This is a genomic window from Saccharothrix tamanrassetensis (genome assembly GCF_014203665.1).
Classification (GTDB): Bacteria; Actinomycetota; Actinomycetes; order Mycobacteriales; family Pseudonocardiaceae; genus Actinosynnema; species Actinosynnema tamanrassetense.
On record NZ_JACHJN010000001.1, the window covers coordinates 717,757 to 739,828 of the forward strand.

Below are 22,072 nucleotides of genomic sequence, written 5' to 3' on the forward strand. Positions count from 1 at the left end.
TCCGGGTCCGACAATTCTGCGCCCACACGACGGAGAATCACGTCATGGGGCTGCTTCGGACCTGGATGGGCGCCGCGATTTTCGGTGGCGTGCCGTCGACCGTACACGCGCTGTTGACCGGCCGTGACGCACTGGCCGCGACGAAGGCCGCCGGGACGCTGCTGGGCCGGCCGGGTGTGGCGCGCGGTGTTCTGGCCCACGTGGGTGTGTCGGTGTTCTGGACGGCCGTGCTGGCGGCCGTGGACCGGCGGCGTCCGCTGGGTGTGGCGGGTGGCGCGCTGGCGGGTGCGCTCGTCGCGGCGGTGGACCTGGAGGTCGTCGGACGGCGCTACCCGGCGGTGCGCGCCCTGCCGCGCGGACCGCAGTGGGCGGACCACGTGGCGTTCGGTGTCCTCGTCGGGGCTTCACTGCGCGCCTCCCGGCGGGCACGGGAGTCCACTCTGGACTGAGGTGGCGGCGATCGGCCCGCCCCTGTCCGCGGCGGGCCGCGCGAGGTCCCGAAGGGGCGTTTCGAAGGTCGGTGGCGGGCGGTGCGCGGGTTCGGGAGGGTCCGGGAAACGGGTCCGAAGGGGTGCGGGAGACGGTCCGGGAGGGTGCGGGAGACGGTCCGGGAGCGGGGTTCCGGCACGGGGTGGCGGGTGCCACACAACCGGCCCGTAACCCTCGGGCGGCTCGGTCGTAGCTGGCCGTACCCACCCCTGGTTCGCGTAGAGTGCGGACGATCCGCGCAGTCGTGCCTGGAGGTGATCGGGCGCCTTGATGTTCCGACGTGCTGCTGCCGTGCCGAAGGAGCCTGTGGTGACGGCACCCGCCGAGCCCCCCGTGGTCGAACGCGAGCCCACGCCCGCCCCGCCCCGGTTCTCGGCGTCCTTCGCGGGTGCCACCCTGGTCGTCGCACCGCCCTCCGGGCCCGGTCAGGCGGCCACGAACCTGGCCCGCGGGCTGCCGGTGGACCGCGGGCGGACGGTGGTCGTGGTGGACTTCCCGCCCGGTGACGACGCCGCGTCCTGGCCGGCGGTGGCGGCGGCGCTCCAGGGCCGCGGACCGGTCCGGCTGATGACCTCGCACGCGGGCACCATGCGGCCCACCGCGCCCGCCCAGTGGCTGTCCGAGCAGTTGCAGACCGAGGTGGTCGCGGCGGACGGCGCGGTGACCACCGTGCCGGGTGCGGCGTTCGTGGTGGGCAACGGCAACGGCGGGTACGGGTGCTGGCTGCGGTTCCTGCCCGGCGCGTCGCCGATGCCGCTGGGGCGGCGGTACCCGGTGCCGCAGTGGGAGGCGGTGGACCCGAACTCGCCGTGGCCGACCGGCGAGGTGGGCATCTCCGAACCGATCCCGGCGGGGCTGTGGCTGCGCGGCCGGCGGGTGCCGTTCGACCCGGCCGCGCCGGACGCCCGGCCGGTGGTCGGACTGCCGTGCCGGGACAACGTGCTGACCGTCGTGGTCGGCGGTCCGGGTCAGCCGCAGATCCCGACCGACGAGGTGTGCCGGCTGCTCGGCGGGCTGTCCTCGGCGGCCCGGTCGCGGGTGCGGCTGGTCTGGTACGGCGGCGAGCACCAGGGCCAGGCGGTGGCCGACCAGCTCGGCGAGCCGATCGCGCTGTACACCGGGCTGCCGGTGGGGTCGGTGCGCACCGGCGCGGCGGTGGTCGCGGTCAACCCGCGCGGCCAGCAGACGTGGCGCCCGTACGTGACGGAGGTCGGCTACGCGCCGGGCGGGGTGCCCGTCGTGTCCGGCTACCGGGTGCCGGTGCCGGGCCTGGTGGAGCGCGGGCCGGGGGTGTTCGACCTGGGCGGTGGCGTGGTGCTGGAGGTCGTGCCGTCCGGGCTGTGGGTGCGCGACGCCGAGGACAACGGGCCGGAGGTGCGTGCCCTGCCGGTGGACCCGGAGTGGGCGCGGCTGACCGTCGGCTCGCCCGGCAAGACCACCGCGGGCGCGGTGGCGGTGGCGGGCGCGTCCCTGGTGGAACGCCTGGAGCCGGAGGTGCGCCGACTGCTCAAGGTGGTGTTCTGCGACCCGACCCCGCTGCCCCGGCCCCCGGTGGCCGAGGAGGAGCCGGTTGCTCCGGCCGCCGACGAACCCGTGCCGCTGAGCCTGGACGGCCCGCTGCCCGCGCCGCCCGCGCCGGTGTGGGGCGAGCAGTCGGGCGACGAGGTCGTGCCGGCCGGCCACCGCAGCACGGAGCAGGAGCGCGACGCGTTGCGCCGGATGCTCGGCGAGCGGTACGGCGAGCACGCGGCGGTGGCGTGCCGGCACATCGAGGAGCGGCCGGAGGACCCGGAGGCGTTCGAGGCCGTCGTGACCGACCTGGCGGCCGTGTCGGCGTGCCTCCAGCAGGACGAAGAGGTCGTGGTGGAGGCGCTGCGCACCGGTCGGCTGGGCCGGCTGCGGCCGTACGCGGCGGGGGTCGTGTCCGGGTTGCGGCGGCTGCCGGTGTACCAGGGCGTCACGGTGTGCTGGGGCGAGGCTCGCCGGTTCCGGACCGGTGACCTGCTGGTGGAGCACGGCCTGCTGAGCACGGTGTCCGGTCCGGTGCTGCCGGTGGACGGGCGGGCGGAGTTCCTGGTCTGGTCGGTGACCGGGCGGCAGGTGCAGGTGGTCGACTCGTTCGGCAGCCTGCTCCAGGAACGGGTGGTGTTCGCGCCGGGCACGGCGTTCAAGGTGCTCGCGGTGGCCGAAGCGGAGGAGTCCGCGCCGGTGCAGGTGATGCTGCAGGAGGTCGTCGGCCGCCACCACGAGCTGCCGCCGGGAGTGCTGGGCAGCCTGGAACGTGCCGCCGTCGCCCTACGCGACCTCGCCCGGGCCGACGCCTGACGCCCGTGCCACCGCCGGCACGGTCGGGTCGATCCGCCACGACAGCCGGTAGGACTCGACGGCGTCCGCACGACGCCCCAGGCGGTCCAGGGCCCAGCCCCGGTAGAACGCGGCCCGTGCCGCGGGCAGGCCACCCAGCGCCACACCCGCGTCGAACGCCCGCACGGCCTCTTCGAGCCGGTCCGCGGCCAGCAGCGCGTCGCCCCGGATGGACCACGTGCGGGCGTCGTTCGGGCTGAGCGCCACCAGCACGCCGGTCGCGTCGACCGCCTTGTCCGGCGCGCCGGTCCGCAGGTGGGTGCGGGCGATGGTCTCGTGCAGCGGGTAGGCGTAGTCGTCCCGGGCGAGCCGGTCGAGCGGGGTGCCCGGTCGCGCGGCGCGCTGGCTGTCCAGCGCGCGGTCGAGCAGGTCCCAGGTGGCGGTCCGGTCGCCCCGGAGGAACGGGACGAACGCCAGCGCGCGGTAGTGCGCCTGCCGTGCCAGCGGGTCGTCCGGCGCGGTCCGCCCGGCCAGCGCGGCGGCTTCCCGCAAGGCCGCGGTGTCGGTGCCCCGCCTGCCGTTGCGGACGAGGACGAACAGCGCCAGCGCGTGCCGCGCGTCGGCGGGGAGGCCGGGGTCGCGGGCCCCGTGCAGAGCCAGCTCCTCGACCTCCCGGGACGAGGGCCGGGACCAGAACAGCACGGCGAGCTGCCTGACCGCCAACCCCGGCGTGAACCCCCGGAAGTCGGCCATCCCGAGCACGTCGGCCGCGTGCCGCTGATAGCCCAGGCGCAGCAGCACGTCCGCCGCGACGGAACGCTCGGCGGTGCTCAGCTCCGCACGGGCACGGGAGAGCACCCGCCACCACAGCGGCGACGCCAGGTCGTCCGGGAACGCGGCCATGTCGGGGCCCAGGGCGTCCACCCGGCCGTGGCTGGCCGCCGCGAACACCCTCGTCACCGGCGACGGGTTGGTGTTGAAGCGCGGCAACGCCGCCACGTCGCCGTCCGCGAAGTGCCGCGCCACCGCGTGCGTGACCTCGGCGAGCCGCGACGACCCCGGACCGGGCTCCGCCAACCCCAGCCACACCCCGCACCGCACCGGCACACCGGCCGTGGCCAGCGCGCCCAGCCGCCGCGCGAGGGCACGGGGTCCGGGATCGGGCTGGTAGGCAGGGGGCACGGCACGGCTCCTCGGGTTCCGGCTGCCCCCATGGTGGCCCGCGACCGCGCCCCGCCGCGAGTGGCGCCGCCGGCCCGGACCCTCGCGGGGCCAGGCCCGACCGGGGCCCAGAGGTCAGACGTTGCGCCGGTACTGGCCGCCGACCTCGAAGAACGCCTCCGTCACCTGGCCCAGCGTGCACACCCGCGCGGCGTCCATCAGCACCGCGAACACGTTCTCACCGGACTGCGCGGCTTCCTTCAGCCGGCGCAGCGCGGGCTCGGCCTCCGACGCGTGCGACGCCGCGAACGCCCGCGTCCGCTCCACCTGCGACCGCTTCTCGTCCTCGGTCGCCCGCGCCAGCTCGATCGTCACGTGCTCGCGCTCGCCGCCGTCCGGCAGGAACGTGTTCACGCCGATCAACGGCAGCGAGCCGTCGTGCTTGCGCTGCTCGTAGAGCATCGACTCGTCCTGGATCCGGCCGCGCTGGTAGCCGGTCTCCATCGCGCCCAGCACCCCGCCGCGCTCGGACAGCCGGTCGAACTCCATCAGCACGGCTTCCTCGACCAGGTCGGTCAGCTCGTCGACGACGAACGAACCCTGCAACGGGTTCTCGTTCGACGACAGGCCCCACTCCTTGTTGATGATGAGCTGGATGGCCATCGCCCGGCGCACCGACGACTCGGTCGGCGTGGTGATCGCCTCGTCGTAGGCGTTGGTGTGCAACGAGTTGCAGTTGTCGTACAACGCGCACAACGCCTGGAGCGTGGTGCGGATGTCGTTGAAGTCCATCTCCTGCGCGTGCAGCGACCGGCCCGAGGTCTGCACGTGGTACTTGAACTTCTGCGAGCGGTCGTTGGCGCCGTAGCGCTCCCGCATCGCGATCGCCCAGATCCGCCGCGCCACCCGGCCGATCACGCTGTACTCGGCGTCCATGCCGTTGGAGAAGAAGAACGACAGGTTCGGCGCGAAGTCGTCCACGTCCATGCCGCGCGCCAGGTACGACTCGACGTAGGTGAACCCGTTGGCCAGCGTGAACGCCAGCTGGCTGATGGGGTTCGCGCCCGCCTCGGCGATGTGGTAGCCGGAGATCGACACCGAGTAGAAGTTGCGCACCTTCTGCCGGATGAACCACTCCTGGATGTCGGCCATCATCCGCAGCGAGAACTCGGTGGAGAAGATGCAGGTGTTCTGCCCCTGGTCCTCCTTGAGGATGTCGGCCTGCACCGTGCCGCGCACGTTCGCCAGCGCCCACGCCCGCAGCTCCCGCGCCTCCTCCTCGGTGGGCTCACGCCCCTCCGCCGCCCGGAACGCGTCGATCCGCTGGTCGATCACGGTGTTCAGGAAGAACGCCAGGATCGTCGGCGCCGGACCGTTGATGGTCATCGACACCGACGTGGTGGGCGCGGTCAGGTCGAAACCGTCGTAGAGCGCCTTCATGTCGTCCAGGGTCGCGATGGACACACCGGACGTGCCGATCTTGCCGTAGACGTCCGGCGGGGTGTCGGGGTCGCGGCCGTACAGCGTCACCGAGTCGAACGCGGTGGACAGCCGGGTCGCCTCCGAACCTTGGGAGAGGTACTTGAAACGGCGGTTCGTGCGGAACGCGTCGCCCTCGCCCGCGAACATCCGGGCCGGGTCCTCCCCATCCCGCTTGAACGGGAAGACACCCGCCGTGTAGGGGAAGTAGCCGGGCAGGTTCTCCTTGCGCAGGAACCTCAGCAAGGTGCCCTCGTCGTCGTAGCGCGGCAGCGACACGCGCGGGACCTTGTTGCCCGACAACGTCTCCCGCGTCAGCCGGGTGTGGATCTCCCGGTCCCGCACCCGGACCACCAGCTCGTCGCCGGTGTAGTCCTCCACCACCTTGGGCCACGCCGCCAGCAGCTCCGCGGCCACGCCGTCGACGTGCTGGTCCGCCGAGGCCAGCAGCTCCGAGATCGCCGCCGTGTCGTGCCCGGCGGCGGCCAGCTCGTCCCGCGCGGCACGCAGGTGCGCGGCTCGGCGCACCGCGTCCACGTGGGTCTCGGTCGCCCGGTGGTAGCCGCGCACGGTCTCCGCGATCTCCGCGAGGTACCGGGCCCTGGACGCGGGCACGACCGTCGACGCGGACGTGGAGACCTTGCCCGACACCGGGAGCAGCGCCCCCGGCGACACCTCCAGCCCGCGCCCCACCAGCTCGCCGCGCAGGTGCTGGTACAGCGCCGTCACACCGTCGTCGTTGAACGTCGCCGCACTGGTGCCGAAGACCGGCATGTCCTCCCACGGGACGCCGAACGCCTCCCGGTTGCGCACCAGCTGGCGGGCCACGTCCCGGCGGGCGTCCTCCGCGCCCCGGCGCTCGAACTTGTTGATCGCCACCGCGTCCGCGAAGTCCAGCATGTCGATCTTCTCCAGCTGCGACGCGGCGCCGAACTCCGGCGTCATCACGTACAGCGAGAAGTCCACGAACGGCACGATCGCCGCGTCGCCCTGCCCGATACCGGGCGTCTCCACCACCACGAGGTCGAACCCGGCGGCCTTGCACGCCAGGATCGCGTCCGACAGGCCGTCCGGCACCTCGCTGCCCGCGCGGCGGGTGGCCAGCGAGCGGAAGAACACCCGGTCGCCGTCCAGGCAGTTCATCCGGATGCGGTCGCCGAGCAGCGCACCGCCGCCCCGCCGGCGGGTCGGGTCGATCGCCAGCACCGCGATCCGGAGCTTGTCCTCCTGGTCCAGCCGGAAGCGGCGGACCAGCTCGTCGGTCAGCGACGACTTGCCCGAGCCGCCGGTGCCGGTGATGCCGAGCACGGGCACCGGGCGCGCGGCCGCGGTCAGCCGGTCCCTCAGGTCGTCGGGCAGCCGCCCGGCCTCGATCAGCGTGATGGCCCGGGCCAGCACATCGTCCGCACCGGTGAACAGCCCGTCCCAGGACGCCGGCGCCGACGCCGCGAGGTCCCGGTCGCAGGACGCCACCATGGAGTTGATCATCCGGGCGAGGCCGAGTTCCTGACCGTCCGCCGGCGAGAAGATCCGGGCCACCCCGCGCGAGTGCAGCAGCTCGATCTCCTCGGGCACGATGACGCCGCCACCGCCGCCGAAGACCTCGATGTGCTCCGCGCCGCGCTCGGCGAGCAGCTCCACCAGGTAGCTGAAGTACTCGACGTGGCCGCCCTGGTAGGCGCTGATGGCGATGCCCTGCACGTCCTCCTGCACCGCCGCGGCGACGACCTCGCGCACCGACCGGTTGTGGCCGAGGTGGATCACCTCCGCGCCCTGGGCCTGGAGGATGCGCCGCATGATGTTGATCGCCGCGTCGTGGCCGTCGAAGAGGCTGGCCGCGGTGACGAAGCGGACCGGGTGCTCGGGGGTGTGCAGCGGGTTTGCGGCAGTCACGACGGCTCCTTCGGGCAGCGCGGAACTCGCATCCAGATTACTAGGACATCCGTCTATCGGAAGTAGTAGGGACATGTGCGTCAGATCACCACGGCCCCGTGTCGGCGGATGCGCCCGAGCGGCACGTCCGCTTCCGGGCGCCCGCACAGCTCCACTGTCCACTACTCGGTGCGACCATGATCCACCGCCCCGACCCCGGCGCACTCGCGCGGCGCCGGCCGTACCCGGGCAGGTGAATTCCGACCGCCGTTGATCCGTTTGCCGGCCCCGATCGTCCCCCCGTTCGCACGCGCGTGTAACTTTTCCATGAAAGGGGTAAGCGAGGGTTTATGAGCGGCACACCGATCTACGACGAGCTGGCGGCCATCCTGCTCGCCGATCAAACGGCGAAGGCCGAGGCGGGCCAAGCCGCCGTGGCCGAGCCCGTGGACGACCCGTCCAAGCAGGTGCGGGCCGGTGGGCGAAGGCGGAAGCCGGAGCCCGACGCTTGATCTTTAGTCTGCACTGAAGGAATAGTGAGCCTTGCGGTCGAACACGTGTTCGACTTGGTCTAGGCTCGGCACCATGCAGGTCTCGCTGTTCGACGACGGCGCGGAGCCACTGGGCCTGCGCCCGCTGACCGGCGTACGCCGCACCGAGCTGGGCGACGGCGCGTGGGTCGACGTGCTGCCCGGTTGGCTGACCGGCGCCGACGAACTGTTCCGCCGCCTGGTCGTGGACGTGCCGTGGCACGCCGAGCGGCGGCAGATGTACGAGCGGGTGGTCGACGTGCCCCGCCTGCTGTGCTTCTACCGCGAGGACGCCGCCCTGCCGGACCCGGTGCTGACCGAGGCCCGCACGGCGCTGAGCGAGTGGTACGCCGGGGAATTGCGCGAGCCGTTCCGCACGGCCGGTCTCTGCTACTACCGCGACGGCCGGGACAGCGTGGCGTGGCACGGCGACACCACCGGACGCGGCAGCACCGAGGACACCATGGTCGCGATCGTCTCGGTGGGCGCACCCCGAGCCCTGATGCTGCGCCCGCGCGGCGGCGGTGCCACCGTCCGGTACGCCCTGGGCCACGGGGATCTGATCGTGATGGGCGGCTCGTGCCAGCGGACGTGGGAGCACACCGTGCCGAAGACCGCGAAGCCGGTGGGTCCGCGCATCAGCATCCAGTTCCGGCCTCGCGGCGTGCGCTGAACCCGCGCGAAAGCCACGGGATCGTATTCCGCAGTAGTCCGGAATTCACCCGATCGATGACGTTTTCCGCTTGACTGCGATGACTGGCGAGAAGTATTGAATGGCCGGCGTATGCGTCGGTGAAGTCCGCTTCGGATGTCACCTGACGGCGTGCCGGCGTCGATCGTCGAGCGGTTGATGCGAGGGGTGTGCACGGCGGTGTTCACCCCTGGGCGGGACGGGTGACGACCCGGCCCGGCGGCACTTGCTCGGCACAGCGCTCGCAGACCACCCGGGTCGTGATCCGGCCGCCGCAGTCGGCGTGTTCGCTGAGCTGCGGCGGCCCCGCCTCGCCCGCCAGGTGCCGGTCGCCCCACTCCCTCAGCGACAGGATCACCGTGGTCAGCTCACGACCCCTGTTCGTCAGCCGGTACTCGTGCCTTGGCGGGCGGTCCTGGTACTGCACCCGCTCCAGCACGCCGTGCTCCACCAGGCCGCTCAGCCGGTCGCTGAGCACGTTGCGGGCGATCGACAGACGGCCCAGAAAACCGTCGAATCGGGTGACGCCCAGCAACGCGTCGCGCACGATCAACAACGTCCACCGCTCACCCACCACTTCGAGCGTGCGGGCTACCGAGCAGATCTGGCCGTCATACGTGCGTCGGAGCATCCGCCCATGGTAACCAAGGGTTTCTTGACAAAACCGACTCGCCGAGCACTGGCGGTGGGCCACCGCCCGAGCGCATCCGGCGGGCCGGACCACCCGCTGGGGACGCCCTGTCCGGCACTGAGCCGGGTCTGCCGGGTTTCACCCGTCCGGGCGAAGGCGGTGCGGAGGTTCGGCGCTAGCCGCGCAGGGCCGGGAAGTCCTCCTCGCGGTACTCCCCCGCCGGCCGCTCGCCGGTCTCCCGGCCCCGCAGCTCGACCCGGCGGATCTTGCCGGAGATGGTCTTCGGCAGGTCGGTGAACTCCAGCCGCCGGATCCGCTTGTACGGGGCCAGGTTCTCCCGCGCGTACCGCAGGATGGCGAACGCCGTCTCCTCGTCGGCCGGGAAACCTTCCGCCGGCACCACGTACGCCTTGGGCACCGACAGCCGCACCGGGTCCGGCGACGGCACGACCGCCGCCTCCGCGACCGCCTCGTGCTCCAGCAGCACGCTCTCCAGCTCGAACGGCGAGATGCGGTAGTCCGACGCCTTGAACACGTCGTCGGTGCGCCCGACGTAGGTCAGGTAGCCGTCCTCGTCGACCGAGCCGATGTCGCCGGTGTGGTAGTAGCCGTCGCGCATCACCTCGGCGGTGCGCTCGGCGTCGCCGTGGTAGCCGACCATCAGGCCGAGCGGGCGGTCGGACAGGTCCAGGCAGATCTCCCCCTCGGTGCCCGGTTCGCCGGTGACCGGGTCGACCAACACCACCGGGTAGCCGGGTGCGGGGCGGCCCATGGAGCCGGGCTTCACGTCCTGGCCGGGCGTGTTGGCGATCTGCACGGTCGTCTCGGTCTGGCCGAAGCCGTCCCGGATCGTGACGCCCCACGCGGCGCGGATCTGCTCGATGACCTCGGGGTTGAGCGGCTCGCCCGCGCCCACGACCTTGCGCGGCGGCGTGCGCAACGCCGTCAGGTCGGCCTGGATCAACATGCGCCACACCGTGGGCGGCGCGCAGAAGCTCGTCACGCCGCAACGATCCACCTCCGACATCAGGCGGACCGCGTCGAACCTGGTGTAGTTGTGGACGAAGACCGTCGCCTCGGCGTTCCACGGCGCGAAGACGTTGCTCCACGCGTGCTTCGCCCAGCCCGGCGACGAGATGTTGAGGTGCACATCGCCCGGTTCCAGACCGATCCAGTACATCGTGGACAGGTGGCCGACCGGGTAGGACAGGTGCGTGTGCTCGACCAGCTTCGGGCGCGCGGTCGTGCCGGAGGTGAAGTAGAGCAGCAGCGTGTCCGACCCGCGGGTGGCGGCATCGGGCGTGAAGTCACCCGAGGCGTCCCGCGACCGCGCGTAGTCGAGCCACCCCGGAACCGGTGGGCCGACCGCGATCCGGGTGTAGTCGCCGGGCACGTCGGCGAACTTCGAGGCGTCCGCCGCGCCCACCACGACGTGCCGCGCTCCCCCGCGCTCGACCCGGTCCCGCAGGTCCGCCGCGCCGAGCAGGGTGGTCGCGGGGATGACCACCGCGCCGAGCTTCATCGCCGCCAGCAGGGTCTCCCACAGCTCCACCTGGTTGCCCAGCATCAGCACCACCCGGTCGCCGCGCCGCACCCCGTTGTCCCGCAACCAGTTCGCCACCTGGCTGGAACGGCGGGACAGTTCCGCGAACGACCAGCGGCCCTCGCCGCCGTCCTCCTCCACGATCCACAGCGCGGTCCGGTCGTTGTCCCGGGCGATCGGGTCGAACCAGTCCAGCGCCCAGTTGAACTCGTCGAGCTCGGGCCAGCGGAACCCGGCCCGGGCGGCGGCGTAGTCGGTCGCGTGGCGAAGCAGGAAGTCACGGGCGTCGCGGAAGCTCATCGACCGAGGGTCGACCGGGACGAGTCGGCGCACCACCCCCATTCGGAGGTGTCCTCCCGGTGCCGGGCTGCCCGGTAGGATTCGGCGGTGGACGCGTCCGACGACCTGAACGCCTGGGCGCCGCAGCCCTCCGCGGGCGCGGCTCCCGCGATCAGCCTGGCCGGCTACAGCGACTTCCGGCTCGTGGCGCACGGCGGCGAGGGCACCGTGTACCGGGCGCACCAGGACGGCCTGGGCCGTGACGTCGCGGTGAAGGTCCTGGACGTGACCGACCCGGACACCGTCGCCCGGTTCCGGCGCGAACTGGAGATCACCGTCCGGCTGGGCCGCCGGCACCCGCACATCGTGACCGTGCTGGACACCGGTTCGATCGCCGGGCGGCCGTGCATCGTGATGGAGTACTACGACCTGGGTTCCCTGCACGACAGCCTGCGACAGCGCGGGCCGCTGCCGGTGTCCGAGGTGATCGCGGCGGGCATGGCCGTGGCCGACGCGCTGGCGTTCGCGCACGGCGAGGGCATCCTGCACCGGGACGTGAAGCCGCAGAACATCCTGGTGCTGCCCACGTCCTACGTGCTGGCCGACTTCGGCATCGCGCGGGGCGCCGACGCGGGGCACTCGGCGTCGCTCCAGCTGGTCAGCTACCGGCACGCCGCGCCGCAGATGGTGCAGGGGCAGCGACCGGCCGCGTCGGACGACCTGTGGTCGCTCGGCTCCACCCTGTTCACCCTGCTCGACGGCCAACCGCCGTTCGCGTCGTCCACGCCCGAGCAGGACACCATGCTCGGCTACCTGGGCCGGGTGCAGTCGTCGCCGCCCCGGTCGCTGACCCGCCGGGACGTGCCGCCGGAGCTCGTGGCGCTGATCATGCGCTGCCTGAGCAAGGCGCGCGAGGACCGGTTCCCCGACGCGACGGCGCTGCGGGCGGCGCTGGCGGCCGTGCCGACCCGGGCACCTCAGTCCACCGTGGACCCCGACCACACCGCGGCCGTGCGGCGGCAGGTGCCCGAACGGTTCCCCGAAGGCCCGACGTCGATCCCGGACTTCGGTCCGCGCCCGGCGCCGGAGGCTCCCCAGGTCACCGAGGCGGAGGACGTCGCGACGCCCGAGCCGGTGCGCACGTGGACCGAGGACCTGGCCGACCTGACCGTGCGGCACGACGTGCCGAGCAGACCGGTGGTCCCGCCGCCCGCACCACCGGTGGTGACGCTGCCCGAACCGCCGCCCGAGCCGCGCCGCAGCCGGCGCGCGCTGGTGTTCGCGTCCGTGGCCGTGGTGGCGGGCATCGCGGCGGGCGTGCTGCTGAGCACGCAGGAACGGGGTGATGGGCGGGCTTCGCCGCCGAGCACCACGACCACCACGTCGGACCTCCCGGTGCCCAGCACGACCGACGCCACCATCCCGGAGGGCGCCGACCCGAAGTACCAGCCGACGCTGAAGCGGTTGGAGGACGGCGGTTCCAGCATCGAGCTGTTCTGGACCGACCCGAGCGGGGGCCAGGCGCACTTCGTCGTCGTGGACGTGACCGGGCCGAAGCCGCAGGCCCTGGTCCGGGTGGCGGCCGGGTCGACCTCGCACAAGCTGGAAGGGCTCGACCCGGAGGCCGACCAGTACTGCTTCCAGTTGATCGCGATCGGCCTGGTGGAGCCGGGCACCAACAAGGGCTCGTCCGCCCGCACCTGCGCGGTCCGCAACCGCTGACGACCGGTGCAGCGGCCACCACAGCGGCCACCAGAGCGGGTGCGACCAGACCGGGTGCCACCAGAGCGGGTGCCATCGGACCGGGTGCCATCGGAGCAGGCGCCTCCGCGTTACCGGAGTGGGTGGGTCAGCGCCGCCAGAGCGGGCGCGGGTCGACCGCCCAGAACAGCCTGCGGTGCCACGGCACGATCTTCCGCAGTCCGGCGTGGACCTGGCGCGCCAACCGCCACGCCTCGGCCGGGTCCGGCGGGCCTGCTGCGAACGTGGCGCCGGCCGGTGGCCGGCCCGCGAGCGGAACCGGCGGGCGGTCCGGGGCGAACGCGGCGCGGTCGGCCAGCGCGGCGAGTCTCATCGCCGGGTCCAGGGCCAGGTCCCGGGCGATGTCCGGGGCGGTCCGGTCGCGATGGGGTGTCCGGCCGGACAGCAGGAGCAGGTCCAGCACGTGGTCCCAGGCGCCGGCCGCACCCGCACGGCGCAGGCGCAGGCGGCGGCCGGTGCGGAGCATCCCCAGCGCGAACACGACGAGCACCGGGATCGAGGCCGACACCAGCAGCCCCACCCACTGGCGGGACGGTGCCGCACTCGCCCGCGCGTCCGGGGCCTGCGACGGCGGCACGAACGGTGGCGGTGCGGAGAGGGCGGTGGTGGTCGGGGTCGCGGTGATCGACGCCAGCCGGTTGAGCACCTCGCGCTTGGCTGCGGCGCTCGAACCGCCCGACGAGGTGCCCGTCAGCGGGTCGAACGGCACCCAGCCCCACCCGGAGAAGTACACCTCGGGCCACGCGGTGGCGTCGCTGCCGCGCACCACGCGTTCCTCGCCCGCCGCCGGCTGGAAACCGACCACGACCCGGGTCGGCAGACCCACGGCCCGGCCCAGCACGGCGAACGCCGACGCGAACTGCTCGGCGGTGCCCGCGTTGGCGCCCGGCTCGCCGGGGTCGCCGAACAGGAAGCGCTCCAGCCGCGCGTAGGACGAGCCGACCGGGGCCCGGGCGTCGGGGGTGCGGCCGATCTTCACGACCTGCTCGATCGCGACCGCCCGTTCGTACGGCGTGCGCGCGTTCCGCACGATCTGCCGGGCGTACTCGGCCAGCGAGAACGGCAGGCCGGGCAGCGCCAGGTAGCGGCGGCTCTGCCCGCCGGCGGGCACGGTCGCGTCGAGCAGGTCGGTGTCGTCCGGCACGTCCACCACCCCGCGCGTGCGGTAGCGCAGGCCGGGCGACAGTTCGTCGGGCAGCACCAAGGACCCGGAGTCCGGGTCGACCACCGCGGCGTCCAGGGTGACCGACGTCGGGCGGCCCACGGTGGGTACCCAGCTGCCGGTCAACCCGCCGATGGTCACCTCGATCTCGGCTTCCTCCACCCGCGTGCCGGGCGGCAGGTCGGGTGCGGCGACCGCGCCGAGGGGGCCGTAGAGCGACGCAGCCCGCCACGCCGCGCCCGAGTAGTCCGACAGCGCGACCAGCCGCACGGCGCGTTCGGGCCCCTTGACCCGGAACAGCTCCGCGTCGCCGAGGTTCGCCCACGCCGCCAGCTGCGGCAACGGGCCGGCCACGCCGAGGTCGGTCACCGGCGGCTCGACCAGTTCCCGGGGCTCGAACGCGTCGCCGGTGGGCAGCAGGGTCGCCAGCAGCGCCACGACGGCCACCGGCACGGCGGGCAGGCCCAGCAGCACGCGGCCACCGGCTTCGAGCCGGTCCACCAGCAGCCAGCCGAGGGCGATCAGCGCTACCAGCGCCAGCGCGACCAGCCCGTGCCGGTCCGCGCGACCGGCCGTGAGCAACGCCGTGCAGGTGTAGAGCACCGCCACGCCCACCACCGGGGCGAGCAGGGAACGTCCTTTGCCCGCAACGGAGACAGCCGCCGCCAAGGCCACCGCGAAGGTCAGCAGCGCGCCGGGCAGGAGCAGTTCCGGGGTCGCGGGCGCGGGACGCGCGGCGGTCAGCACGCGGGGCACCAGGTCGAGCAGCACGTTCACCGGGTCGGACGTCTCGGCGCTGTCCCGCGCCACCCAGTAGCCGCCGACCAGCGCCAGCACCAGGATGCCGAACATGGTCAGCCCGGTGGGCACGCGCTGCCACCGCACCAGCGGCACGCAGGCGAACGCGAGCAGCGCGGCTGCCGCGAACACCAGCGCGGGCAGCGCACCCTGCCAGCCGGACGCGAAGTGGATCGCCGCCACGACCAGCAGCAGCGCGGACCAGCTCAGCCGCGCGGTCACCGGGACACCGCCGTGTTCCACGCCGACAGCAGTCCCTCGGCTCGCGGCGCGCGCAGCACCAGGACCGTGCCGATGGCGGAGACCGCGGCGTCGGGCGCCGGGTCGACGGCGAGCACCACGCCGACCGACGCCCGTCCCGCTTCGAGCAGCAGCGCCGACAGCGCCGACCCGGCACCGCACACCACCGCCACCACGTCCAGGTCCCGCACCGGCACGGGACGCGCCGCGCCGCGGTCGGTCACGGCCTCGATGTCGGCCAGCGCGGCGAGCACGACGGACGCGTCGGCGTCCACCGCACCCGCCGGCAGCTCCACGTCCACCGAACCGGACGCCGACAGCAGCCGCACCGGGTGCCCCTCCGCGATCGCCACGGTCACCAGCGACGCGGCCACCTCCACCGCGTCCTCGAAGTCCTTCGGGTCCGGGTAGGCCTCGGCGTGGTCGTCCAGCACCACGGCCAGGTGCGGCCGGGCCGGGTCGGCGTCCTCGCGGATCATCAGCGTGCCGGTGCGGGCGGACGTCGCCCAGTGCAGCCGTCGCAGGTCGTCGCCGGGCACGTACTCGCGCAGCCCCACCAGGTCGGTGCCGCCGCGCTCGACCCGTTCGTCCGCGCCGACGTGGCCGCGTCTGACGCCGCCGGGCAGGCCGCGCACCGGCAGCACACGGGGCACGACCCGCACCTCCACCACGTCGCCGATGACCGTGCGGGCGTGCGCGAGACCGGCCAAGCCGCGCCTGCTCAGCGTCAGCGGACCGATCCTGAGCAGGCCGCGGGTGTGCGTGGGAATGGGGTATTCGACCTTGACCTGCCGGCCGGGGTCGAGCAGCGGGATGTCCACCGGCACGGTCGCGCCGGCCACCTCGTCGGTCGCGTCGAACAGCACGGGGAACCGCTTGCCGGTGCCGGTGAGCTCGATCGTGCCGGTGCACGTGCCGAGGCGTTGCACGGTGCGGGGCCGCACCGTCCGCTTCGGCGCGACCCGGGCGCGGGGCAGCACCGACAACACGCCGGCCAGTGCCAGCGCGATCAGCGCCACGCCCAGGCCCACCACACCGGGGTAGCGCCACCAGAGGCCGACCGCCACCAGCGGCACGCCGAGCACCACCGCGCCCAGGCCACGTGCGGTCAACCGGACCCTCGTCGTCGCGCTCGAAGCGCGTGCGGCCCGCCGGGCGCTCGTCGCCCCTTCCAGGTCGCGTGCGGTCCGCCCGCCGGCTGCCTTCGCGTCCGAACCAGGTCCGGTCGGCCGAAGCCCTGTCGTCGCGTCCGGACCAGGTGCCGTCGGGTCGGGTGCGATCGGCTGACTCCCGGTCATCGCGTCCGGGTCGGGAGCGGTCGGCCGGACCCCGGTCATCGCGCCGACGGTCGCGGCACCGCCACACCCGCCAGGACGTCGCCCAGCACCTCCTCGGTGGTGGTGCCCGCCAGCTGCGCTTCCCGGGTCAACACCAGGCGGTGCGCCAGCACCGGCACGACCAGCGCCTGCACGTCAGCGGGCACGGCGAAATGCCTGCCCTGCGCCGCCGCGTACACCTGCACGCAGCGCACCAGGGCCTTGAGCCCCCGGGTGCTCGCACCCAGCCGCAGCCGGTCGTCCGCGCGCGAGGCCGTGCCCAACTCGCCGATGTAGCGCAGGATCGGCTCGGCCACGTGCAGCGTCTGGAGCCGGCGGCCGTACTCGGCGACCACGTGCGGGTTCGACACGGTCGGCACCGCGCCGACGAACCCAGCGCCACTGCCCGGCCGCAGCACGTCCAGCTCGTGCTCGGTGCTCGGGTAGCCGATGGAGGTGCGCAGCATGAACCGGTCGAGCTGCGCCTCCGGCAGGCGGTAGGTGCCGTCCAGGTCGATCGGGTTCTGCGTGGCCACCACCAGGAACGGCGCGGGCACCGCGTGCGCCACGCCGTCGACGGTGACCGTGCGCTCCTCCATCACTTCGAGCAGCGCCGACTGGGTCTTGGCGGCGGCCCGGTTGATCTCGTCGGCCAGCACGATGTTCGCGAACACCGGCCCCGGCCGGAACTTGACCTGGCCGGTCTGCGGGTCGTAGACCGAGGTCCCGGTGACGTCCGAGGGCAGCAGGTCCGGCGTGAACTGCACGCGCCGCGACACCCCGCCCAACGCTCCCGCGACCGCCCGCGCCAACGTCGTCTTGCCGGTGCCCGGCACGTCTTCGAGCAGCACGTGACCGCCCGCGAACATCGACACCAGCACCAGGTCCACCACGTCCCGCTTGCCCCGGACCGCGGTCTCCACCGCGTCGCCGAGCCGGCCGTGCAGAACGCGGAACGCCGCGATCTCGTCCTCGCCGATCGCCGGAACCGCCGTAGTCGTCACTGTTCGCCGTACCCCTCGCCGCGCACCCCGCCGCACACCGACCGTGCGACCGTCCCGAGCCTCTCCGCCGACGGGGACATCGCGAGCCGCCCGCGATCCGTTGCAGCGACGGAAGCCGAGCCCGGCTCACGGCGCGAAGTCGGGCCCCGGCTCACGGCGCTGCGGGGAACCGGACCCGAGCCGGCACTGACCGATGGCGCCGGGTTCGGGGCCACGCCACTGCGCAGCGTCGGGCTCCAGGTCATGCGGCCTCGCAGCACGCCGGCCATGGCGGCGCGCGGCATCCGGACCGAGCGGCGCGGATAGTCGAACCGCCGAGCCAGGGTGGAACTCGTCGCGGGCATCACGGGGCGTCCGGGTTCGTCACGGCTCGTTCCGCCTGCGTCGGTCACGGACGCCCAGCAGCCAGGCCGTGGCGAGCAGCCCGATGCCACCGCCCACCAGCGGCGTGCTCTCCGACGAAGGAGCGCGGCGCGGCTGGCAGATCTTGCCGCCCGGACACGGCTCCTCCTCGATCACGCGCGCGCTGCGGTAGTTGGAGTCCACCGAGCCGCTGCCCGTCGCCGCGTACGCCCGCACCACGACGCGGTTCGCGCCGACGTCCACGTAGATCTGCGCCGACGTGGCCGAACACGGGATCTCGACCGAGTAGCCGTGGGTCGTGTTCACCACCTCGCACCGGCCGTTGTGGTTCGCCCAGTCCGGCGGCGGCGCCATGTTGACCTGGCGGGAGAACATGTCGCCGGTCGCGACCAGACTGGTGATCACCGTCGCGCCCGCCGCGGGCAGGCTCGGTGGGGGCGGTGTCGTGGTCGTGGTGGGCGGCGGCACGGTCGTCGTGGTGGTCGGCACCACCGGCGGCGGTGTCGTGGTGGTCGGGGGCGGCACGGTGGTCGTGGGCGGCGCCACGACCGGCGGCCGCACGGTCCACGACGCGGTGGCGGGCTCGCCCGCACCGAGCCGGTTGTAGGCCGCGACGGACACGTCCAGTCGCCCGCTGTTGCAGAACGTCGTCCCGCCGCAGGGCAGCGTCAGGTCCGCCGACGTGCCGGCCACCTGCGAGGTCTTGGTGCCGCCGCTGAACGCACCGGTCGCGGTCACCGAGTAGCCGTCGACCCGCTCGCCGTTGTCCGGAGCCGGGCCCCACGTCACGCGCACCACGACGTTCGTCCCGTTGTTCGACGTCTGGCTGACCGTCACCCCCGGCGGACGGCCCGGCGCGACACCCGTCTGACCGGCGCTCGGCGTCGTCACCGGCACGTCGGTGGTGGTGGTCGCGGCCGGCGTGTCCTGGCCACCGCGCCGGTTGTCCCGCGTCGGCGGGTCCGGGCGCGGCGGTGGCGGGCTGGGCACGCTCGGGATCGGCGACCGGTCCGGGTCGGTGACCGGCAGCTCGGGGCTGCGGATCACCACGTCGCGGGTGCGGCCGTCGGAGTCGACGATCACGCCCGAGTCGGCGCCGGGGGTGTTGATGAACAGCTTGCCGTCGTCGAACACCAGCTCCGGGTCGCCGGAGCCGGACGTCCGCACGTCCTCGCTGCCGCGCCCGCCGGAGCGGTCCAGCACCACGACCTTGCCCACGCCGCGGCACGGCACGTAGACGCGGTCGCGGAACACCGCGGGACGGCCGGGGCGCGAGCAGCCGAACTGCCCCATGTCGACCCGCAGCACGTCGTCGTCGGAGACCAGGACGACGGCGCCCGCGTCCGGTACCGCGGCCGGCACCAGCCCGGTCGGGCTGGTGTGCGCGGCCAGCACCTCACCGGACAGCGACGCGGTGCCGGCGGTCAGGTCGCGGTTCGTGCCGTCCCGCACGACCACGCCGCCCTCCAGGCCGAGCAGGGTCACGCCGCGCTCGTGCGGCACCAGGGCGGTGCGCGGTCCGGCTCCGGGCACCGGCCGGTTGGACCGCTCCCGGAACCTGCGGTCCTCGTCGGCCCACTCCAGGGCGTGCAGGTTGCCGCCGTGGTCCACGGCCCACACCACGCCCCGGTCGTCGGCCACCACGTCGGCCAGCGGCTGCCCGGCCCGCCACGGCTCGCCGATGTCGGCCAGCGTCACCGGGTCGACGTTGTGCACGGTGCCTGCCGCGCGGTCGACCACGAAGACCCGGTCGGCCACGATGATCACCTTGGCGGACCCTCCGGCGGGCGCCTGCCGGCGGCCACTGGCCAGCAGGGTCGCCAGGTCGATCACGGTGATCTCGCCGGTGCGCCGGTCGAGCACGATCAGCTTGTCGTCGGACTGCGCGATCTCCAGCTGCCCGTCGGGGCCGCTGACCTGCAGGCGCGTCTGCGGCTTGCCGGAGCTGGGGTTGACCTGCACGACCTCGCCGCGCTGGTCGTCGTTGAGCCAGGTCAGGCCGTCGGAGACGTCCACCGCGGTACGGGAGATGCCGTCACCCAGCGCCGCGCCCGCGAGCAGCAGCACACCGAGCACGGCCGCGCCGAAACTGGCCGACTCGCGTCGGCCCGTACCGACCACGCGGCGCGCGATCCCACCCAGCTTCAACCCCACGGCGCGGATGTTAACGCGCAGGTCCGACATTTCGGGGCGGAGCTGCCGATATGCTCCGCTCGGCCCACCGGGTCATGCGCCGGATGCGTCCACATCGGACCGCCCACTCCTCTCGCGGGTGGTCGCGCCTGCCTCGCGCGGGTGATCACCGCCGCCTCGGGCGGGGGACGACTGCTCCCCGAGGCATTCGGAGCGAGGGGGGAAGCGGTTCAGAACTCGCCGATCTCCGCGCGTGCCTTGGCGCACTCGGTCTGGAGCCCGTTCTCCATCGCCTGGCTGATCTCCCGGAGGGATCCGAGCTGCTCGGCGGTCAGCACGTCGAAGAGGTGCTCGCGGACGGCCGTCACGTGGCCAGGCGCGGCGGCCTCCAGCACGGCGAAGCCGCGATCGGTGAGCCGGGCGATGGAGCCGCGCCGGTCCGAGTCGCACGCCCGCCGCTGCACCCAACCCTCCTTCTCCAGCTTCGCCACGGCGTGGGAGAGTCTGCTGCGTGACGAGTGGCAGTTCAGCGCCAGCTCGCTCATCCGCAGCGCGCGGTCCGGGGCCTCGGACAGCGCGACCAGGATCTCGTAGTACGCCATGGGCATCCCGGAGTCGCGCTGCATCTGCCGGTCCAGGTGTTCGGTGAACTTGGTCACGGCGGTCATGAAGCCACGCCAAACCCGCTGCTCATCGGCGCTCAGCCACCGCACTTCGCTCATGCCTCCATCATACGGGCGTTGTTGAACCCTCAACCAGGATGCGCTATGTTCGGTTGAGAGTTCAACCAGACCGACGGAGAAGGACACCATGACCACGCAGACTGTGCAGATCCCCGGCTACCTCGCGGGCACGTGGGCGATCGACCCGGTGCACTCGGACGTTTCCTTCGTGGTCCGCCACCTCGGCGTCTCCAAGGTCCGCGGCCACTTCGACACGTTCGAGGGCACGATCGTGACCGCGGAGAACCCGCTGGAGTCCACGGTCAACGCGAAGATCAGCACCGCGTCGATCAACACCAAGAACGGCCAGCGCGACGCCCACGTCAAGGGCGAGGACTTCCTGGACGTGGAGAAGTTCCCGGAGCTGACCTTCACCTCGACCGGCGTGCGCACCCACAACGAGGGCTTCCTGGTCGACGGCGAACTGACCCTGCGCGGCGTGACCAAGGCCGTGACGCTGGAGCTGGAGCTGAACGGCTTCGGCGACGGCTTCGAGGGCGCCAAGGTCGCGGGCTTCTCCGCCAGCACCGAGATCAGCCGCAAGGACTTCGGCGTCACCGGTGGCGCGGCGGGCGCGGCGGTGGGCGACAAGATCACGATCCTGCTGGAGATCGAGGCCGCCCTCCAGGCCTGAGCAGCACGTTCACCAGGGGCTTGCCGGCACTGCCGGCAGGCCCCTTTTGCGTGTGCGCGAGGGGCGCGTCGAAGGTGGGCGCGCCCTGCGCCGCAGGTGAGCGTGTGCGCGCGTCGCAGGTGGGCGTGCGGTGCGTCGCAGGTGAAGGTGTCCTGCGGGGTGTCGAGGACATGGTGCGCGGAGCCGTCGGGCGGACCCTGATATTCCGGTCGATCACGCATTTCGGTATTTTGCCGACGCCGCTGTGACAGGCAGTGAACCATGAGCCCCCAGTCCTGCGTACTAAGACGTGACGCCGGGGTCCACCCCGGTCGACGCCGGCGTACAGCTCGATCCGGACACGGTCCGTTCACGGGGTCTGGACCACGTGGGTGACCAGGGCTGTACTCATGGCACCATCTGGCGCAGCACGCGCCGGACGCAGGCGAGGAGGGACCGGTGTGAACGCCCAGACCGAACAGGTCGACGACCTTCGGCTCGTCGCGCTGCCCACCGCGGTCAACGTCGCGGACATGTTCGTCCGCTTCTCGCTGGGCGAGTGGCGGCTGCGGTCGATGCAGGACGAGGCCGCGCAGACCGTGCGCCGGCTGGTCGGCGCGGCGGTGGACGTGGCCGATCCGCGGGCTCCCGCGCTGCTGCTGGTGCGGCTGCGGTTGAGCGGCGGCCACCTGGTGGTCGAGGTCGAGGGTTCGCGGGTGGCGTTGCCGCCGGAGCTGGCGGGCGGGCGGGCCGGGTTGGTGGACCTGACGGCGGGTGGCCGGTTGGCGTGGTGCGAGCTGACGTTGCCGTCGGGGATGAACGCCTCGGCTGTGCCGTTGCCGCGCCGGGAGCCTCGGCGGTCGCCGGCTGCGGAGAAGTTGGGTGACGAGCCGGATGTGGATCCGGAGCTGATCCAGCGGATCTTGTACGGGTTGGGCGGGGCCGAACGGCGGCGCCCCGACTGAGGGGGCGCCGCCGTTC

The 22,072-nt window shown here is 73.3% G+C and carries 16 protein-coding genes; 7 read left to right on the forward strand and 9 right to left on the reverse strand.

Annotated features, from left to right (window positions below; genetic code table 11):
• Positions 1–44 precede the first annotated feature (44 nt).
• Together FHS29_RS02860 and FHS29_RS02865 are read left to right on the forward strand one after the other, a co-directional pair.
• The gene (locus FHS29_RS02860) at positions 45–449 is read left to right on the forward strand and encodes a hypothetical protein (protein WP_184687890.1); all 405 of its coding nucleotides are present in this window, start codon (positions 45–47) and stop codon (positions 447–449) included.
• Between the two features lie 349 nt (positions 450–798).
• Positions 799–2,814 (forward strand): hypothetical protein, encoded by a 2,016-nt coding sequence (locus tag FHS29_RS02865; protein WP_312864718.1) that lies wholly within the window; start codon positions 799–801, stop codon positions 2,812–2,814.
• On the opposite strand, the gene FHS29_RS02870 is transcribed toward FHS29_RS02865, so the two are convergent.
• Entirely contained in the window at positions 2,785–3,975 is a 1,191-nt protein-coding gene (locus FHS29_RS02870; protein WP_184687894.1) for a tetratricopeptide repeat protein, read from the reverse strand. The genes FHS29_RS02865 and FHS29_RS02870 overlap by 30 nt on opposite strands.
• 114 nt (positions 3,976–4,089) lie before the next feature.
• Complete coding sequence (icmF, locus tag FHS29_RS02875) at positions 4,090–7,326, reverse strand: fused isobutyryl-CoA mutase/GTPase IcmF (RefSeq protein ID WP_184687895.1); 3,237 nt, start codon at positions 7,324–7,326, stop codon at positions 4,090–4,092.
• 329 nt (positions 7,327–7,655) lie between these two features.
• Here icmF and FHS29_RS02880 point away from each other — a divergent pair, with 329 nt between their 5' ends.
• Together FHS29_RS02880 and FHS29_RS02885 are read left to right on the forward strand one after the other, a co-directional pair.
• On the forward strand, positions 7,656–7,817 hold the full coding sequence (locus FHS29_RS02880; RefSeq protein ID WP_184687896.1) for a hypothetical protein: 162 nt from the start codon (positions 7,656–7,658) through the stop codon (positions 7,815–7,817).
• Positions 7,818–7,890: 73 nt separating this feature from the next.
• A complete protein-coding gene (locus tag FHS29_RS02885; RefSeq protein ID WP_184687898.1) occupies positions 7,891–8,508 on the forward strand; it encodes an alpha-ketoglutarate-dependent dioxygenase AlkB in 618 nt (205 codons plus the stop codon).
• 202 nt (positions 8,509–8,710) lie between these two features.
• Here the strand turns inward: FHS29_RS02885 and FHS29_RS02890 are convergent, their stop codons facing one another.
• On the reverse strand, positions 8,711–9,157 hold the full coding sequence (locus FHS29_RS02890) for a winged helix-turn-helix transcriptional regulator (RefSeq protein ID WP_184687899.1): 447 nt from the start codon (positions 9,155–9,157) through the stop codon (positions 8,711–8,713).
• Positions 9,158–9,332: 175 nt separating this feature from the next.
• The gene (locus FHS29_RS02895) at positions 9,333–11,000 is read right to left on the reverse strand and encodes an AMP-binding protein (RefSeq protein WP_221455272.1); all 1,668 of its coding nucleotides are present in this window, start codon (positions 10,998–11,000) and stop codon (positions 9,333–9,335) included.
• Positions 11,001–11,087: 87 nt separating this feature from the next.
• Here FHS29_RS02895 and FHS29_RS02900 point away from each other — a divergent pair, with 87 nt between their 5' ends.
• The gene (locus FHS29_RS02900; protein WP_184687903.1) at positions 11,088–12,701 is read left to right on the forward strand and encodes a serine/threonine-protein kinase; all 1,614 of its coding nucleotides are present in this window, start codon (positions 11,088–11,090) and stop codon (positions 12,699–12,701) included.
• A 127-nt stretch (positions 12,702–12,828) separates the two neighbouring features.
• On the opposite strand, the gene FHS29_RS02905 is transcribed toward FHS29_RS02900, so the two are convergent.
• From FHS29_RS02905 to FHS29_RS02925, 5 genes are all read right to left on the reverse strand, one after another.
• Positions 12,829–14,922: a transglutaminase domain-containing protein gene (locus FHS29_RS02905; RefSeq protein ID WP_184687904.1), complete on the reverse strand. Its 2,094-nt coding sequence runs from the start codon at positions 14,920–14,922 to the stop codon at positions 12,829–12,831.
• On the reverse strand, positions 14,919–16,052 hold the full coding sequence (locus FHS29_RS02910; protein ID WP_246439782.1) for a DUF58 domain-containing protein: 1,134 nt from the start codon (positions 16,050–16,052) through the stop codon (positions 14,919–14,921). The genes FHS29_RS02905 and FHS29_RS02910 overlap by 4 nt, the downstream gene beginning before the upstream one ends.
• 221 nt (positions 16,053–16,273) lie before the next feature.
• Entirely contained in the window at positions 16,274–17,260 is a 987-nt protein-coding gene (locus tag FHS29_RS02915) for an AAA family ATPase (RefSeq protein ID WP_184687906.1), read from the reverse strand.
• Positions 17,261–17,623: 363 nt separating this feature from the next.
• Positions 17,624–19,777: a fibronectin type III domain-containing protein gene (locus FHS29_RS02920; protein WP_184687908.1), complete on the reverse strand. Its 2,154-nt coding sequence runs from the start codon at positions 19,775–19,777 to the stop codon at positions 17,624–17,626.
• Between the two features lie 209 nt (positions 19,778–19,986).
• Entirely contained in the window at positions 19,987–20,478 is a 492-nt protein-coding gene (locus FHS29_RS02925; RefSeq protein WP_184687909.1) for a MarR family winged helix-turn-helix transcriptional regulator, read from the reverse strand.
• An 88-nt stretch (positions 20,479–20,566) separates the two neighbouring features.
• On the opposite strand from FHS29_RS02925, the gene FHS29_RS02930 reads away from it, so the two are divergent.
• Together FHS29_RS02930 and FHS29_RS02935 are read left to right on the forward strand one after the other, a co-directional pair.
• Positions 20,567–21,112, forward strand: coding sequence for a YceI family protein (locus FHS29_RS02930; RefSeq protein ID WP_184687911.1), 546 nt, complete (start codon positions 20,567–20,569; stop codon positions 21,110–21,112).
• 440 nt (positions 21,113–21,552) lie between these two features.
• Positions 21,553–22,056, forward strand: a complete 504-nt coding sequence (locus tag FHS29_RS02935; protein WP_184687912.1) for an ATP-binding protein — start codon at positions 21,553–21,555, stop codon at positions 22,054–22,056.
• The last annotated feature ends 16 nt before the right edge of the window (positions 22,057–22,072 follow it).

Coding starts and splice junctions, on each gene's coding strand:
- FHS29_RS02890 (WP_184687899.1), bottom strand. CDS start 9,157: ATGCTCCGACGCACGTATGACGGCCAGATCTGCTCGGTAGCCCGCACG.
- FHS29_RS02895 (WP_221455272.1), bottom strand. CDS start 11,000: ATGAGCTTCCGCGACGCCCGTGACTTCCTGCTTCGCCACGCGACCGAC.
- FHS29_RS02930 (WP_184687911.1), top strand. CDS start 20,567: ATGACCACGCAGACTGTGCAGATCCCCGGCTACCTCGCGGGCACGTGG.
- FHS29_RS02880 (WP_184687896.1), top strand. CDS start 7,656: ATGAGCGGCACACCGATCTACGACGAGCTGGCGGCCATCCTGCTCGCC.
- FHS29_RS02925 (WP_184687909.1), bottom strand. CDS start 20,478: ATGAGCGAAGTGCGGTGGCTGAGCGCCGATGAGCAGCGGGTTTGGCGT.
- FHS29_RS02860 (WP_184687890.1), top strand. CDS start 45: ATGGGGCTGCTTCGGACCTGGATGGGCGCCGCGATTTTCGGTGGCGTG.
- FHS29_RS02885 (WP_184687898.1), top strand. CDS start 7,891: ATGCAGGTCTCGCTGTTCGACGACGGCGCGGAGCCACTGGGCCTGCGC.